This is a genomic window from Sporotomaculum syntrophicum (assembly GCF_009932395.1).
Lineage (GTDB): Bacteria > Bacillota > Desulfotomaculia > Desulfotomaculales > Desulfallaceae > Sporotomaculum > Sporotomaculum syntrophicum.
In genome coordinates this window covers 793,843-809,441 of record NZ_LSRS01000003.1, presented here as the reverse complement: position 1 = coordinate 809,441, position 15,599 = coordinate 793,843, and the positions used below count along the sequence as shown (strand labels likewise).

13 protein-coding genes and 1 rRNA gene are annotated in these 15,599 nt (G+C 44.8%); 10 read left to right on the top strand and 4 right to left on the bottom strand.

Features of this window, described 5'->3' with window-relative positions:
* The first annotated feature begins 15 nt into the window (after positions 1 to 15).
* The 8 genes from rrf (at position 16) to yihA (ending at position 9,468) form a co-directional block, all read left to right on the top strand.
* Positions 16 to 129 (top strand): 5S ribosomal RNA (rrf, locus tag SPSYN_RS08870).
* A 113-nt stretch (positions 130 to 242) separates the two neighbouring features.
* Entirely contained in the window at positions 243 to 602 is a 360-nt protein-coding gene (locus tag SPSYN_RS08865; protein ID WP_161822089.1) for a DUF2512 family protein, read from the top strand.
* A gap of 396 nt (positions 603 to 998) precedes the next feature.
* Positions 999 to 2,315: a trigger factor gene (gene tig / locus SPSYN_RS08860; protein ID WP_161822088.1), complete on the top strand. Its 1,317-nt coding sequence runs from the start codon at positions 999 to 1,001 to the stop codon at positions 2,313 to 2,315.
* Between the two features lie 74 nt (positions 2,316 to 2,389).
* Positions 2,390 to 2,983, top strand: coding sequence for an ATP-dependent Clp endopeptidase proteolytic subunit ClpP (clpP, locus tag SPSYN_RS08855; protein ID WP_161822087.1), 594 nt, complete (start codon positions 2,390 to 2,392; stop codon positions 2,981 to 2,983).
* A gap of 13 nt (positions 2,984 to 2,996) precedes the next feature.
* Positions 2,997 to 4,247, top strand: coding sequence for an ATP-dependent Clp protease ATP-binding subunit ClpX (gene clpX, locus SPSYN_RS08850; RefSeq protein WP_161822086.1), 1,251 nt, complete (start codon positions 2,997 to 2,999; stop codon positions 4,245 to 4,247).
* Between the two features lie 230 nt (positions 4,248 to 4,477).
* Positions 4,478 to 6,205 carry an ATP-dependent protease LonB gene (lonB, locus tag SPSYN_RS08845; protein ID WP_161822085.1) on the top strand — a complete coding sequence of 576 codons (1,728 nt, stop codon included), beginning with the start codon at positions 4,478 to 4,480 and terminating at the stop codon, positions 6,203 to 6,205.
* A 244-nt stretch (positions 6,206 to 6,449) separates the two neighbouring features.
* On the top strand, positions 6,450 to 8,876 hold the full coding sequence (lon, locus tag SPSYN_RS08840; protein WP_161822084.1) for an endopeptidase La: 2,427 nt from the start codon (positions 6,450 to 6,452) through the stop codon (positions 8,874 to 8,876).
* Entirely contained in the window at positions 8,857 to 9,468 is a 612-nt protein-coding gene (gene yihA / locus SPSYN_RS08835; protein ID WP_161822083.1) for a ribosome biogenesis GTP-binding protein YihA/YsxC, read from the top strand. Before lon ends, yihA begins: the two co-directional genes overlap by 20 nt.
* 141 nt (positions 9,469 to 9,609) lie before the next feature.
* Here yihA and SPSYN_RS08830 read toward each other — a convergent pair whose 3' ends face one another.
* From SPSYN_RS08830 to SPSYN_RS08820, 3 genes are all read right to left on the bottom strand, one after another.
* Positions 9,610 to 10,047 (bottom strand): Hsp20/alpha crystallin family protein, encoded by a 438-nt coding sequence (locus SPSYN_RS08830; protein ID WP_161822082.1) that lies wholly within the window; start codon positions 10,045 to 10,047, stop codon positions 9,610 to 9,612.
* A 190-nt stretch (positions 10,048 to 10,237) separates the two neighbouring features.
* Positions 10,238 to 10,417, bottom strand: coding sequence for an H-type small acid-soluble spore protein (locus SPSYN_RS08825; protein WP_161822081.1), 180 nt, complete (start codon positions 10,415 to 10,417; stop codon positions 10,238 to 10,240).
* A gap of 85 nt (positions 10,418 to 10,502) precedes the next feature.
* Entirely contained in the window at positions 10,503 to 11,570 is a 1,068-nt protein-coding gene (locus SPSYN_RS08820) for an ABC transporter substrate-binding protein (RefSeq protein WP_161822080.1), read from the bottom strand.
* Between the two features lie 149 nt (positions 11,571 to 11,719).
* On the opposite strand from SPSYN_RS08820, the gene SPSYN_RS08815 reads away from it, so the two are divergent.
* Positions 11,720 to 12,190 carry a TIGR04086 family membrane protein gene (locus tag SPSYN_RS08815; protein WP_161822079.1) on the top strand — a complete coding sequence of 157 codons (471 nt, stop codon included), beginning with the start codon at positions 11,720 to 11,722 and terminating at the stop codon, positions 12,188 to 12,190.
* A gap of 376 nt (positions 12,191 to 12,566) precedes the next feature.
* Positions 12,567 to 15,224, top strand: a complete 2,658-nt coding sequence (locus SPSYN_RS08810; protein ID WP_161822078.1) for a valine--tRNA ligase — start codon at positions 12,567 to 12,569, stop codon at positions 15,222 to 15,224.
* 156 nt (positions 15,225 to 15,380) lie between these two features.
* On the opposite strand, the gene SPSYN_RS08805 is transcribed toward SPSYN_RS08810, so the two are convergent.
* Positions 15,381 to 15,554 (bottom strand): hypothetical protein, encoded by a 174-nt coding sequence (locus SPSYN_RS08805; protein WP_161822077.1) that lies wholly within the window; start codon positions 15,552 to 15,554, stop codon positions 15,381 to 15,383.
* Positions 15,555 to 15,599: the final 45 nt, after the last annotated feature.

The following is a 15,599-nucleotide window of genomic DNA, read 5'->3' as shown; positions in this document are numbered from 1 at the left end:
TAGTATATATAGTTTTCCGGTGACCATACTGGAGAGGATACACCCGTTCCCATCCCGAACACGGAAGTTAAGCTCTTCGAGGCCGATGGTACTTGGGCTTGTCCCTGGGAGAGTAGGTAGTTGCCGGAATTAATTTTAATGAACCCCCTGGTTTTGTGCCGGGGGGGTTTGCTTTATGTATAAACATATTAAAATGTGGAGAAAATATTTGATGGGTATTAGAATGGAGGTGAAATAATAGCATGAGTAAAACTGCAACCGCACTTTTATTTAAATTTATTATGACTTTTGCATTTGCTCTTATCACCCTAACTTTTCTTGTAGACAATAATGCATGGAATTGGGTTTTTGGGGTGGCCTTGGTAGCTACAGCACTGAATTATCTGGTTGGAGACCTGCTTGTTTTACCTAAGTTTGGTAACATTATCGCATCAGTTGCTGATGGCGTGATGGCTGCTTTGACAGCGTACATTATTGATTATCTGGTACCTACTGCTTTCCAAACCAGTTTTACTGCTTTGGCTTTATTTGCTGTGCTTGTTGCGGTGGGGGAATACTTTTTCCACCAATATTTGCAGCGTTCCGAAAAGGTTGAACCGTAACTACCAAGCTTAATTCTTTAAGCCGAGTCCCGGACTTTACTTGAAGCTGGGGCTCGGCTTTTTTTGTGTCAATGGTGAGTGTGAAAAGTAATAGCTGGTATCACAGTGTAATTATGTTGCTGTTTTGTGATATATTAAAAAATAGGGTCAAATACAATGCTTTCTTGTTATTTTATAAAAACCATGCTAAAATATAACCTTAAGTAATGCCGGCAAGGAATACCGGCAATTTATTTTTTCTCACTACAATATGCAAGGCAAAGTGGAAATCATTGCCGGTCGGAGGAAATGTTAGCATTTTAGTAGAAATAGTATTTGTAATTATGCTGGATTTGGATAAAATAATACTGTGCTATGGAAAACATTACATATGACAACTTAAAAGGGGGAGCCTTAATGAAAGCGACCGCAGAAAAGCTGGAGAACAATACAGTGGTACTTGATGTAGAAGTTGATGCGGAACAGTTAGCCGATGCACTTGAACAAGCATATCGCAGGCTGGTTAAAGATGTTCACGTACCTGGATTTCGCAAGGGAAAGACACCGCGAGTGGTTTTCGAAAATTTCGTCGGTAAAGCCGCACTATATAACGAAGCAGTGGAATATGTTATTCCCGATGCATATATGCAGGCTGTTGATGAAACCGGTATAGAGCCGGTTGCCCAACCTAAATTTGACGTTGAGCAGGTTGAGGAAGGAAAAGAAGTCAAATTTAAAGCAACCGTACGTGTCAAACCAGAGGTTACACTGGGTCAGTACAAAGGTCTTGAAGCAATTAAGCCCAAGGTAGAAGTTACCGACCAGGATGTGGATAAAGAACTTGCTAGATTGCAGGATAGACATGCTCAATTAATTAACCTGGAAGAAGGTACTGTCGCAAATGGCGATAGCATTCTGATTGACTATGTTGGACGTAAGGACGGGGTTGAATTTGAAGGCGGGCAGGGAACCGATTATTCCCTGGAAATTGGGTCAGGCTCTTTTGTGCCTGGGTTTGAGGAACAGCTGATTGGTGCTGCGGTCGGTGAAACCAGGGATATTACTGTTACTTTTCCGGAGAACTATCACAATGAAGAGCTTAAAGGTCAGGAAGCAGTCTTTACCGTTACTATAAAAGGTATCAAGCGTAAAGAAATCGCCCCTTTGGATGATGAGTTTGCCAAGGATGTAAGTGAGTTTGATACTTTAGAGGAATTAAAGGCAGATTTGTTCAATAAGTTGAACGAGGCTGCTGAAAATATGGCCAAACAACAGATTATGAGTGAAACACTGCAAAAAGCCGTGGATAACGCTACGGTTGATATCCCGGAAGAAATGGTTGATGCCCGGGTTGATGAAATGATACAGAATATGGAAAATCGTATTATGTCCCAGGGGTTGACAATAGAGAATTACATGCAATACACTGGGTCCAATATTGATGATTTGAAAGAGAGTTTTCGCGATGATGCTCGAAAGGGTGTCAAAACGTCTCTGGTTCTCGAGGCTATTGTTAAGGCTGAAAATATTGAAATAACCGAAGAAGAACTGGACAAGGAAATCGAATCAATGGCTAATAATTACCAACAGGATGCAAAGCTTTTGCGTAAAATACTTGAAGGCAGGAATCAAATTAAACTCATCCGTGAAGGCATGCAACAAAAAAAAGCGATCGATTTAATTGCCGAGCAGGCTGTGTTGCTTGAGAACACAAATCAGCCGGTCGAAGAATAAGGAGTTTGCCAAAGGGTTATTTTTTGTGGTATGTTCGTAAACAATATCGTATAATAATAAAGGAGGGATCCGTATTGTCTTTTCTTGTTCCTATTGTAGTAGAGCAAACTAACCGGGGCGAAAGATCCTATGATATTTATTCAAGGCTTTTAAAAGATCGGATTGTTTTTATTGGCGGTCCCATCGATGATGCAGTTTCCAGCCTGGTTATAGCTCAGTTGTTGTTTTTGGAAGCCGAGGATCCTGAAAAAGATATTAATCTTTATATCAACTCGCCTGGCGGGGTGGTAACTGCCGGCATGGCTATTTATGATACAATGCAATATGTTAAGCCCGATGTGTCCACAATTTGCCTTGGCCAGGCAGCCAGTATGGGCTCATTTTTACTGGCGGCAGGGGCACCTGGTAAACGCTTTGCACTACCCTATGCCCGTATTATGATCCACCAACCATTGGGTGGCATACAGGGGCAGGCAACAGATATTGACATTCATGCCAAAGAAATATTGCATATGAAAGATACCTTAAATGGTTTGCTGGCACAACATACCGGCCAGCCTAAGGATAAGGTCGCCCGGGATACAGAACGTGATTATTTTATGTCGGCTGAAGAGGCAAAAGAGTACGGCCTCATCGACAAGGTGTTTGTGAGGGCCAAGCAAAGCTAAAAGAGGTGGAAATATGTTTAATGAAAAAGGTCAGCTGAAATGCTCCTTTTGCGGAAAGCTCCAGGATCAGGTAAAAAAACTCGTGGCCGGGCCGGGTGTTTACATTTGTGATGAATGCATTGAACTGTGTAATGAAATTATCGAAGAGGAATTAAGTGAAGATATCGGTCTGGAACTGGGTGATATTCCCAAGCCAAAGGAAATAAAAGAAATCTTGGACCAGTATGTCATTGGGCAAGAAGGCGCTAAAAAATCCTTGGCTGTGGCTGTATATAATCATTACAAAAGAATAAACCTGGGCGGTAAAATAGATGACGTGGAATTGCAAAAGAGCAACATTGTTATGTTGGGCCCTACCGGTAGCGGTAAAACCCTGTTAGCCCAGACGCTGGCCAGATTACTAAACGTACCTTTTGCTATTGCCGATGCCACATCGCTCACTGAGGCCGGTTATGTGGGCGAGGACGTGGAAAATATTTTGCTTAAGTTAATTCAGGCGGCTGATTACGATGTAGAAAAAGCTGAACGCGGGATAGTATACATTGATGAAATTGATAAAATCGCCCGTAAGTCTGAAAATCCGTCCATTACCCGGGATGTATCCGGGGAAGGTGTCCAGCAGGCATTGCTTAAAATACTGGAGGGTACTGTAGCCAGCGTACCCCCGCAAGGTGGCCGTAAACATCCGCACCAGGAGTTTATTCAGCTGGATACCACAAATATATTGTTTATCTGTGGCGGAGCGTTTGACGGTATCGAAAAGATTATCCAGAATCGTACTGGTAAAAAGATAATGGGATTTGGTGCTGAAATTAAGCCAAAGCAAGAAATGCGTATCGGGGAGATACTTTCTCATATACTACCAGAAGACTTGTTACGGTACGGATTGATCCCTGAGTTCGTGGGGCGTTTACCCATCATAGTTACTTTAGACGCGCTGGACGAGGATGCGCTGGTGCGTATTCTTACCGAACCAAGAAACGCGCTGGTCAAACAATACGAAAAGCTTTTAGATCTGGACGGTGTTGGTCTGGAGTTCCAGAATGATGCCCTGAAAGCCATTGCCCAGGAAGCGTTACGGCGGAATACCGGTGCACGGGGGTTGCGTTCTATACTTGAGGATATTATGTTGGATATCATGTATGATATTCCATCCCAGCAAGATATCACTAAGTGTGTAGTCACTAAGGATACCATACTTAATAAAGAAAAACCCATTGTTATATCTATGGAACGTCAAAAGAAAAAAGAAGAATCTGCCTAAATAAAAGCCACCCACTTAGGGTGGTTTTTTTATACTTTATGGAATTATACTTGCTACTGAAAAGCGCGCAAAGGGAACCAAAGGGGCTCGTTTTTCTTGTTTCCAGCATGGAATAATGACCGCGAAACTTACCCGGATAAAATATGAAAAAGTTAGCAATAATATAAATATTGTTAGTAATAGCTGTAATAGGTCGTAATATATAATAGTTTAATCCAGGAGGTATAAACATGGGATTTTCTGATGGCATAGCTAGTTTTATTACATTTATTCAAGTTTTTTTCGCTGTAATTATTGGGTTATATTTTTGGAATTTACTTAAAACGCAACAAGGTAATAAAACAGTTGTGGAAATGGAATCCCGCAAAGCATTGGAGAAACTCCAGAACTTGCGTCAAATATCACTTTCTGAACCGTTAGCAGAAAAAACTCGGCCAGCTTGTTTTGCTGAAATTATCGGTCAGTCGGAAGGTTTAAAATCCTTAAAAGCAGCCTTATGCGGACCTAACCCCCAGCATGTAATTATCTATGGGCCACCAGGTGTAGGCAAAACTGCTGCGGCCAGGTTAGTACTCGAGGAGGCAAAGAAAAACAACGCTTCCCCATTTAAGAATGACGCCCGGTTTATTGAAATTGATGCTACCACAGCACGGTTTGATGAACGTGGTATAGCTGATCCACTGATTGGTTCGGTGCATGATCCCATTTACCAGGGCGCCGGTCCTATGGGTATGGCAGGTATCCCGCAGCCTAAGCCAGGAGCAGTGACTAAGGCACACGGTGGTGTGCTGTTTATTGACGAAATAGGAGAACTGCATCCTATTCAAATAAATAAACTGCTCAAAGTTATGGAGGATCGCAAAGTCCTATTGGAAAGTGCATATTATAGTTCTGAAGACACTAATATTCCGGGGCATATTCATGATATATTTGAAAATGGTTTACCGGCTGATTTTCGATTGGTTGGTGCTACTACCCGCACACCGGACAGTATCCCCCCGGCTATTCGTTCACGGTGTTTGGAAATTTTCTTCCGGCCATTGATGCCTGAAGAAATTGGTATAGTAGCCGCTAATGCTGTGCAAAAAATTGGTTTTAACATCGAAACACAGGGTTTGGAAATTATTAAAAAATACGCTACCAGTGGAAGAGAGGCGGTTAACATTGTACAGTTGGCTACAGGTCTTGCCATCACTGAGGGTAGCACCGAAATAAAAACCGCTGATATTGAATGGGTGGTGAATAGCGGTCAGTATGCCCCGCGCCCGGAGAAAAAAGTGCCCGCTAAGCCACAGGTGGGTTTGGTTAACGGTTTAGCAGTATATGGTCCCAATTTGGGTATGCTGCTTGAAATTGAAGTTGGAGCGATACCTGCAACTCCTGGGCAGGGTAAAGTGATCGTAACTGGTATAGTGGATGAAGAGGAGCTGGGCAACCGGGACAGAACAATTAGACGCAAAAGCATGGCCCGGGGCTCAATAGAAAATGTACTTACTGTACTTCGTCGGACGATGAATGTGGATCCGCGGAATTATGATTTACATGTGAATTTTCCTGGCGGGGCTCCGGTAGATGGGCCATCGGCAGGTGTAGCGGTTGCGACTGCGGTGTATTCTGCCATTACCGGTGTGCCGGTAGATAATACTGTGGCCATGACAGGTGAGGTTTCGATTAGGGGTTTTGTTATGCCTGTTGGTGGCGTTGTAGCCAAAGTAGAGGCCGCCCGGCACGCAGGTGCGAAAAAGGTATATATTCCGACTGATAACTATCAGGAAATGTTCAGTAATATAAAGGGTTTGGAAGTACTGCCGGTTGAAACACTTGAAGAAGTAATCAAAGGTTCTCTACATCAGCGCAGCCAGGATAAGTTTGCGGTAATTAACAGTCAGTCGAGGGAATCTCTTGGCAGCAGTAATTTTGTACCCGCTGCCGGTGCTACTGTAACGGGTGAATATTAACATACGATGCATAGAGCATTTGAAGCTTTTGTTATTGATGCCAAGAAATATTAAGGTATAAAAAGATTGTAAATAGCAGTTTTTGGTGCTATAATGTGGATTCCACCACCATATGCAGTTTCCTGTATGCATGGGACTTATTGCTATGGCGATGTCCATTTTGTTATGTTACAATTAACAATGAATCTTGCCCATGAATATGTTAATTTGAACTAATAGGGATCAACATCGAAGGAGGTGCTCCATGAGTCCTGTTGAAACACGAGTGTTACCTCTATTACCTTTAAGGGGAATACTGGTTTTTCCATATATGGTTATTCATTTAGATGTAGGTAGGGAAAAATCAGTTCAAGCCATAGAAGAAGCTATGGTCAAGGAAAAGGCCATTTTCCTGGCAACCCAAAAAGAGGCCCAGACGGACGATCCCGTAGAAAAAGATATCTACACCGTTGGTACGGTTGCCGAGGTGAAACAGTTATTGAAACTGCCCGGCGGCACGATCAGGGTTCTTGTCGAGGGTATAGCTAGGGCTAAGATTAATAAATATATTAGCAATGAGCCGTTTTTCAGCGTTGAGGTAGACCAGTATATTGAAGAGCCTGACAAAAGTCCCCAGGTAGAAGCGTTAATGCGTAACCTGGTAACTCAGTTTGAGCAGTATGTAAAACTGAGTAAAAAGATACCGCCGGAAACTGTAGTTACGGTTGTTAATATTGATGATCCGGGGCGACTAGCTGATATAGTGGCCTCGCACCTGACATTGAGGATTGAGGATAAACAATCTATTTTAGAAGCTATTGATATTGTAGAACGTTTGGATAAGCTGTGCGCTATTCTAGCCCGGGAGCTGGAAATTGTTGAAATGGAGCGTAAGATCAATGTCCGGGTGCGCAAGCAGATGGAAAAAACCCAAAAGGAGTATTACCTGCGGGAGCAAATTAAGGCTATCCAGCGAGAATTGGGTGAAAAGGATGACCGTGTGGCTGAGGGCGAGGAGTTAAGGGAAAAAATCGCCAAGTCCAAGCTGCCCAAGGAAGTTGAAGAAAAGGCAATTAAAGAAGTAGAGAGGCTGGAGAAAATGCCTCCCATGGCCGCTGAGGCTACGGTTGTGCGTAATTACCTGGATTGGTTGTTAGCTTTGCCATGGTCTAAAAGCACCAAAGATAGGCTGGATATCAATCTGGCCGAGACGGTTCTGAATGAAGATCATTATGGTTTGGATATAGTTAAAGAGCGTATTTTAGAATACCTGGCCATTCGTAAGCTGTCCAAGAAAATGAAGGGGCCGATCATCTGCTTTGTGGGTCCTCCTGGCGTTGGTAAAACATCATTGGGCCGCTCTATTGCCCGTGCTTTAGATCGCAAATTTGTACGTATTTCTCTGGGCGGCATGCGTGATGAAGCTGAAATTCGAGGACATCGCCGTACTTATGTTGGCGCTATGCCGGGACGTATTATCCAGGGCATGAAGACTGCCGGAACCAAAAACCCCGTCTTTCTACTTGATGAAATTGATAAAATGAGCATGGATTTTCGAGGCGACCCTTCTTCAGCGCTGTTGGAAGTACTGGACCCTGAACAAAACAATTGCTTCAGCGATCACTACATTGAAACTCCCTATGACTTAAGTAACGTTATGTTCATTACTACCGCTAATATCCAGCACAACATTCCCAGACCTTTGCTAGATCGGATGGAAATAATTAATATATCCGGGTATACTGAGGAAGAAAAAGTGCAAATTGCTATGCGCCATCTGTTGCAAAAGCAGATTAAGGAACACGGTTTAAATGATGATATGCTGCAGATTTCCGAAAATACCATTAGACGGGTAATTCGGGAATATACCCGGGAAAGCGGCGTACGCAGTTTGGAACGTAATATAGCATCTCTGTGCCGAAAAGCAGCCAAGCAAATTGTGTCCGGGAAGGCTGAGAAGGTAAAGATAACGGTGCAAAATCTGGAGCAATTCTTAGGCAGACCTAAGTATCGTTATGGCATTGCGGAGCTTGAAGACCAGGTGGGCGTTGCCACCGGGCTGGCCTGGACTGAGGTGGGCGGTGATACGCTAGCTATTGAAATAACTACCTATAAAGGACGCGGTAAATTAACCCTGACGGGTAAACTTGGCGATGTCATGAAAGAGTCTGCTCAAGCCAGCTACAGCTTCGTGCGCAGCCGAGCATTGGAGTTAGGCATTAAAGATGAGATGTTTGAAAAATATGATATTCACGTGCATGTTCCTGAAGGAGCCATACCCAAGGACGGCCCCTCTGCCGGTATAACTATGGCGGTTGCCCTGGCCTCGGCGTTAACCGGTCGCCCGGTACGCCATGATTTAGCCATGACAGGAGAAATCACATTGCGGGGACGGGTGTTGCCTATTGGCGGGCTTAAGGAAAAAGTGCTGGCTGCGCACCGGGCGGGTATAAAAACAGTGCTGCTGCCGGTGGATAATCGTAAGGATATTGAGGAAATACCCAATAATATTAGGAAGCAGCTCGAACTAATCCCGGTAGAGCACATGGACGAAGTGCTTAGCATTGCCCTGCGGGATATTGAATTTTCGCCAAAAACGGAACAGATTGAGCCACCACCCCAGGTTCAGTACGGAAACGTTATAGAGACTGATGGAGGAACCGAGCTACCTAATGAAAATAATTTCAGCTGAATTTGTGACTAGTGCGACGGGACTGGATAAATGTCCTGCTGGGAGCCACCCTGAGGTGGCTTTAGCAGGACGCTCTAATGTGGGTAAATCCAGCCTGCTTAATACCCTGGTTAACCGAAAACGGCTGGCCCGCACCAGCAATACACCTGGAAGGACCCAGCTTATCAATTTTTTTATTATTAACGATATACTTCATTTGGTAGACCTGCCGGGCTATGGCTTTGCTAAAGTTCCGGTACGGGTTAAAGCCCAGTGGGGCAAGATGGTAAATAGCTACCTAGCCGGTCGTAAACAGTTGCGGGGATTATTATTGCTGGTAGATGTACGGCACAAACCCACAACAGATGACCAGCAGATGTATAACTGGCTTAAGACCTACCATATTCCTACTGCAGTGGTGGCTACCAAGGCTGATAAACTGAGCCGGGGTCGGGCTAAGCAAAACTTGGCCGTGGTACGCCAAACCCTGCAGCTGGTGGATGGGGATCCCCTGATATTATTTTCTGCTGTCTCCGGTCAGGGTAAAGATGACATATGGGCTGTTATCGAAAATTGGACAGAGCAAAACAACCTATTGGTGCCGGATGTTTAAAGTGAAAAGTTGGAAAGTCAATAGTGAGTAGCTTTGTTTGTCTTGCTGTAGATGAGAGGCTTTTTTTAAAAAGCCTCTCACTTTTTTTATTGAGTGGTTTTATAAGAATGCATTGTCCTGATTTTGTCAAATGGCTTGCTATTAATGGAACTCCACATCTATTGATCTGTTACGCCCGTGGGTATCCTTAGTCATATGCACTTCTAGAACGCCGTTACGATAACTAGCCCTGGCTCCCTCGGGGCGTACGCTGGCGGGTAAAGAAACGCTGCGCTGGAACCGGCCATAAAACCTTTCAGTGCGGTGGTAGCGATTTTCATCCTTGACTTCATTGGTCCGGTTTATCACACCCGAGATGGACAGTGTATTACCGTCTATGTCAATATGAATATCCTCTTTTTTCTCAACACCCGGGATCTCACAAAGGGCTACCACTTCGTTCTCGTTTTCATAAACATCAACCCGAGGTCCAATGTCCAGATGATGCCTCATGTCCCCATAAATAGGTTCAAAAAACCGCTCCATTTCACGGCGCATGATATCCATGCTGTTGAATGGATTGTAGGGTACTAATGCCATATAATCACCTCCAAATTGATTAATAGATATTATAGGCTATCCTAATAAAAAAAATACATAATGTAAGGAGTGTCGGTGGTTGCAGTTTTTCCAAAATGAGAACAATCCAAAATGAAAACAATAAGAAACCCCCTGTGTGGTTTAGTTAAAACTATAGGCCAGGAGGTTACTTTTATATCATATTATTAATTTAGCTTTCAACCAGTTCAGTAACAGGTACTTCTTGGATCTGCCCGTCGCCATCCAGCGGCCTTACCCTGGCTGTTCGGTTATCGGTGCTTATACTTTCGATCCATATCGGGGAACCGTTAAATAGCACCTGATGGCTTTGTTTGGAATTAAATATTTGCTGAGCTCTCGAAACATTCATGACAATTCACTGCTCCTTTATGAATAGTGATTTGGTGAATAAATATTAGTATTATTGCCAATCGAACGCGATATAACACCAGGTGTTAATCAAAAATTTCCCTGAACCAGCTTTTTCCCTGTTCATCTTTTGGCGTGTACTGGATAGTTTTAACCGCCTGGCAAGCATAACTGTTATTGACAGCAGTTTCATAGGTATAGGTTACGGGCACATCTAATTGACCTGTAGTTAACATTAGTTGTTTAATGTCGTTAAAAGTTTGTTCATCAATCTGAGGGTCTGGTGTCCACATTTTCATGGTCAAATATTTTTGGAGGATTTGATTCAATATTTTTTGATCCAGATCACCTAAGTGAGTCTTGATTGCTCTGGCTGTAATTTGGGGCTCGTGCTGCATCCATAATTGTGCTTTATAGATACCATTGACAAACCCTTGTACAGAATCGGTACGGGTACTGATTACCTCCGGTTTAACTGTGCATAGCACAGAAGGGAAGCTGTTAGCAGACTCACCCAGGCTGGCAATAATATGACCGGCACCGTTTTCCTCGGCTATCAAGGCTTGAGTACCAGAGAGTTGGATATATGAGCCGCTGCCTGATTTAAAAACTCCTAAACGTAATTCATCAGGGATACGGTTATACAGGCACAGGTCGCGCATGGGTACCATTCCATTGTTTCTAATAATTTTTTCCATAACCAGCCCCGGTCCTGTTTCAGGAGGATAGCAGATAATGTTTTTGTTCCTCAAACCCTCCCAGGATATAGTTTCCTTTTCTCTAGCTAATATAAAGGTGCCGTCTCGATGGGCTAGCGATGCCACAATCAACGGTGCTGATTGATTTACCGATTGATGGTATATGCAATCCACTGGGTCAGTCAGTAAGATATCGGCTAGATCACCTGCATATAGATCTTTGGCCGCCAAGTCGGAACCGTTGAGCAGTTGTACTTTGATTCCCTGTTCGGCGAAATAACCTTCTTGCATGGCTACATACAGCGGAAGGTGCAAGATATTTTTTTCTTTTTCCCATACTTTTATGAAAACCACATTTTTTTCTACATCCTGGTTACTAAGTACGAAAAAAATACCGCCACTTATTATGATGCCTGATATTAGCAACAGCACTAAAACATATTTTAGATTAAACATATTGACTCACCCCTAAAACACAAGTATTCAATTTATTTATAGCTATGTGCTAATAGATATTTAAGAACTTAAAATCATTAACTGTTAACAAGCATATAAATACCTTTAGCGCATAGGATATAGTAAATTTTTTTTCGGGGGTAGATTGTATGTTTAAAGGTATAACGTTGGTTAGCTGGTCCCGTAGAAATGGACAGGCCGGTTTACTAAATCCAGGTGCAGTTTGGTCGGGGTTGGTTTGGGCTCTAATGAGTACGGTGTTTATCTGCACGGCGTTGATGCTCTGGGTTTTTATGACAGCCGGCGAGGTTTATCATTTTAGCGTTCTACTCAAAGCGGGTATAGGAATTGGTGCATTGCTGGGTGGGGCGGTTAGCGGTAAAACGGCAGGGTATCTGGGTTGGCTGCACGGTGTGACGGTGGGTTTTATTTATTTCCTGGCTGTGCTGTTGCTTTTAATTGTTTGGAGTAATGGGCTGTCTACTTTGCCGGTTTGGTTTGGTTATGGTCTGGCCTTGTTATTATTGTCTGCTGCCGGAGGTGTTGCCGGAGTAAACATATCTGCGGCAAGTCGTAGCTCGTCAATAAACAGCAGGCAGAGGAAACGTTTTCCTGTTTAGTATCGCACTGGTTGACAAGATCAAAGAAAATAATTAAGATAATAGGAGTTAATAATAAGGCAAAGAAGGGGAGTTTGGCCGTAAGTGGCGATCTCAGAGAGGGAATATCCGAGGCTGTGAGGTATCCCGACGGCAGCGGTCGTTGTCGCCCCGGAGCCGCCGGTTTGAACGGTTATTCTAGTAGTTTATTTACTAGGAATAAGCTTGTTAGAACCTTGCCGGGTTCAGCCCGTTATAGCTGATGAAGAGCCGTGTGTGGGATAGGTGCTGTTATCCCTGCCGGAACTAAGGTGGTACCGCGGAACCTTTTTCGCCCTTAAACGAAAAAGGTTTTATTTTTTATAGGGTTATTAATTGCTAACGGAGGTTTTCTAATATGACCAATAAGTATAACATGCCCACTATTTATGACCCTCATGTTGTGGAGGATAAGTGGTACAAATACTGGGAGCAAAATAAGTATTTTCGCTCTATTGTCGACCCTGAAAAAGAACCTTTTTGCATTGTTATGCCACCCCCTAATGTAACCGGACAATTACATATGGGACATGCCCTGGATAATACTCTGCAGGACATCCTAACCCGCTGGCGCCGTATGCAGGGTTACAACGCCCTGTGGCTGCCTGGCACCGACCATGCCGGTATTGCTACCCAGGCCAAGGTGGAAGAGCAGCTAAGCAAAGAAGGAACCAATAAGTATGAACTTGGCCGGGAAAAATTTTTAGAGCGGGTCTGGGAATGGAAAGAACAGTATGGTGATCGTATCACTCACCAGCTGCGCCGGTTGGGTTCTTCTTGTGACTGGGACAGAGAACGGTTTACCATGGACGAGGGCTGTTCCGAGGCTGTGCGGGAGGTATTTGTCCGTCTTTATGAACGGGGCTTGATTTACCGAGGTTATTATATTACCAACTGGTGCCCCCACTGCCAGACTACCATTAGCGATATTGAGGTTGAACACCTGGACAAGCCGGGCCAGCTTTATTATATTAAATACCCGATCCTGGGCAGCCCGGAGGAATTCATTACCGTGGCTACTACTCGGCCTGAAACCATGCTGGGCGATACGGCGGTGGCGGTGCATCCCGAGGATAAACGCTATAAGCATCTCATTGGTAAGACCTTGATTTTGCCCCTGGTGGAGCGGGAGATTCCTGTCATTGCCGATGAGTATGTCGAGCCAGAGTATGGTACTGGTGCGGTAAAGATTACCCCGGCTCACGACCCCAACGACTTCGAAGTAGGTCGGCGGCACGATTTGCCCTCAGTGCAGGTAATTGACCGGGAAGCCAGAATGACCAAAGAGGCCGGTGCTCGCTATCAAGGCCAAGATCGCTGGGAATGCCGGAAGCGCATTGTGAAGGATTTGCAGGCAAAGGGTTTGCTGGTTAAAATCGAGGATTTATCCCACGCCGTGGGGCACTGCTACCGCTGTTCGTCGGTAATTGAGCCGATGCTTTCCAAACAGTGGTTTGTGCGTATGAAGCCGCTGGCCGAGCCTGCTATAGCTGCGGCCAGGGATGGCCGGGTACAATTTATCCCCGAGCGGTTTACCAAGGTATACTTAAATTGGATGGAGAATATCCGGGATTGGTGCATTAGCCGCCAGCTCTGGTGGGGTCACCGGATACCGGTATATTACTGCCGGGAATGTGAGGAAGTAATTGTCAGCAAGACCCGCCCGGACCAATGTCGCTGCGGTTCGACCAATCTGGAGCAGGATCCCGATGTGTTGGATACCTGGTTCAGCTCGGCACTGTGGCCATTCTCTACCCTGGGCTGGCCTCATAAGACGGTGGACCTGGCTTATTACTATCCCACCTCGGTTTTGGTTACAGGCCGAGACATTATATTTTTCTGGGTGGCCCGGATGATTTTTAGCGCTCTGGAACACATGGATGATGTGCCTTTCCGGGAGGTATTTATCCATGGCCTGGTTATGGATGCTCTGGGCCGCAAGATGAGTAAATCGCTGGGCAATGGCGTTGACCCCATTGAGGTTATAGAAAGCCACGGTGCGGATAGCCTGCGGTTCATGCTGGTAACAGGAAATGCTCCCGGCAACGATCTGCGCTTCCATTTTGAACGCCTGGATGGAGCCCGTAACTTTGCCAATAAAATTTGGAACGCCTCCCGGTTTGCCCTGATGAATTTGCAGGATTATGCACCGAAAAAGTCACCCGAGCATGAGCAATACACACTGGCTGACCGTTGGATTGTAAGCCGTTTCCAGAGGACAGTGCAGGAATGCACCGGATTTCTGGAAAAATACGAACTGGGTGAGGCTGCTCGGGTGCTTTATGAATTTATCTGGAGTGAACTGTGTGACTGGTATATTGAACTGGTTAAGCCGCGTCTTTACGGTAAAACCGGGGCTACTGATCGGGAGCTAGCCCAGCAGGTGTTGGTCGGAGTGCTGCGGGGGGCGCTGGAACTGCTGCACCCGTTCATGCCGTTTATTACCGAGGAGATCTGGCAGCGTTTACCACACCGGGGTACTACTGTGATGCGTGCACCCTGGCCGGAATACCGGCAGGAGCAGGTGGATGATGAGGCCGAAGAACAAATGGAGATAATTATGGAGGTAATCAGGGGTATCAGGCAGATACGCAGTGAAATGAACGTGCCGCCGGGCAAACAGGCTGAAGCGTTAATTGTCACTGCTGTGTCCGGATTGCGTGAGATGCTGGCGGATAACCTGGCTTATATAGAGGGGTTGGCCAACTGCCAGGCCCAGGTGCTGGAGGAGCTTATTGAAGTACCCGAGCAGGCAGCTACTGCTGTGGCCCGGGACATACAAATATTTGTGCCCCTGCGTGGACTAATCGATGTAGATAAAGAACTGGCCCGGCTTACCAAGGATAGGCAGGTTTTGGAGAAAGACCTGTCCCGGGTGGCGGGTAAGCTTAATAACCCAAGTTTTCTTAATAAGGCACCTGCCGAAGTGGTGGAAAAGGAACGCGGCAAACAGGCAGAGCTTTCCTCGAAATTAGATGCGATTAATGAACGCCTAGCTATATTCGGGGGAAGATAGGTCTATAAATATTGATCAGCGAGCCTGTACGTGTTGTAGGGCTCGCTGATTATTAATAGGTAGTCTTGGCGTTTGACAACATTAGAGCTTTAATGCTTTTAAACACTCGAAGTCTTCTTGTGTCCCACTGAATTTTATTGTGCTCTTGTGTTAAATTTATTTTTCTTTATAACTTTCACACACCCCGGCGTTTATGCATTTGGTACATGAGCCAAAACAGCCACCGGATTTAATCACGGGCTTATTACAACGGGGGCAGCGCAAGGCAATCTCTGGATTAAACCGATAGCTGCACTGTTTGCAGGTTATTAGTTGAATTTGTTCTTGCATATTGAAAACTCCTTGGTTGTGTAAAGATATTTTTTCATTGCTGAC

Coding starts and splice junctions, on each gene's coding strand:
- SPSYN_RS08865 (WP_161822089.1), top strand. CDS start 243: ATGAGTAAAACTGCAACCGCACTTTTATTTAAATTTATTATGACTTTT.
- tig (WP_161822088.1), top strand. CDS start 999: ATGAAAGCGACCGCAGAAAAGCTGGAGAACAATACAGTGGTACTTGAT.
- clpX (WP_161822086.1), top strand. CDS start 2,997: ATGTTTAATGAAAAAGGTCAGCTGAAATGCTCCTTTTGCGGAAAGCTC.
- lonB (WP_161822085.1), top strand. CDS start 4,478: ATGGGATTTTCTGATGGCATAGCTAGTTTTATTACATTTATTCAAGTT.
- lon (WP_161822084.1), top strand. CDS start 6,450: ATGAGTCCTGTTGAAACACGAGTGTTACCTCTATTACCTTTAAGGGGA.
- yihA (WP_161822083.1), top strand. CDS start 8,857: ATGAAAATAATTTCAGCTGAATTTGTGACTAGTGCGACGGGACTGGAT.
- SPSYN_RS08830 (WP_161822082.1), bottom strand. CDS start 10,047: ATGGCATTAGTACCCTACAATCCATTCAACAGCATGGATATCATGCGC.
- SPSYN_RS08825 (WP_161822081.1), bottom strand. CDS start 10,417: ATGAATGTTTCGAGAGCTCAGCAAATATTTAATTCCAAACAAAGCCAT.
- SPSYN_RS08820 (WP_161822080.1), bottom strand. CDS start 11,570: ATGTTTAATCTAAAATATGTTTTAGTGCTGTTGCTAATATCAGGCATC.
- SPSYN_RS08815 (WP_161822079.1), top strand. CDS start 11,720: ATGTTTAAAGGTATAACGTTGGTTAGCTGGTCCCGTAGAAATGGACAG.
- SPSYN_RS08810 (WP_161822078.1), top strand. CDS start 12,567: ATGACCAATAAGTATAACATGCCCACTATTTATGACCCTCATGTTGTG.
- SPSYN_RS08805 (WP_161822077.1), bottom strand. CDS start 15,554: ATGCAAGAACAAATTCAACTAATAACCTGCAAACAGTGCAGCTATCGG.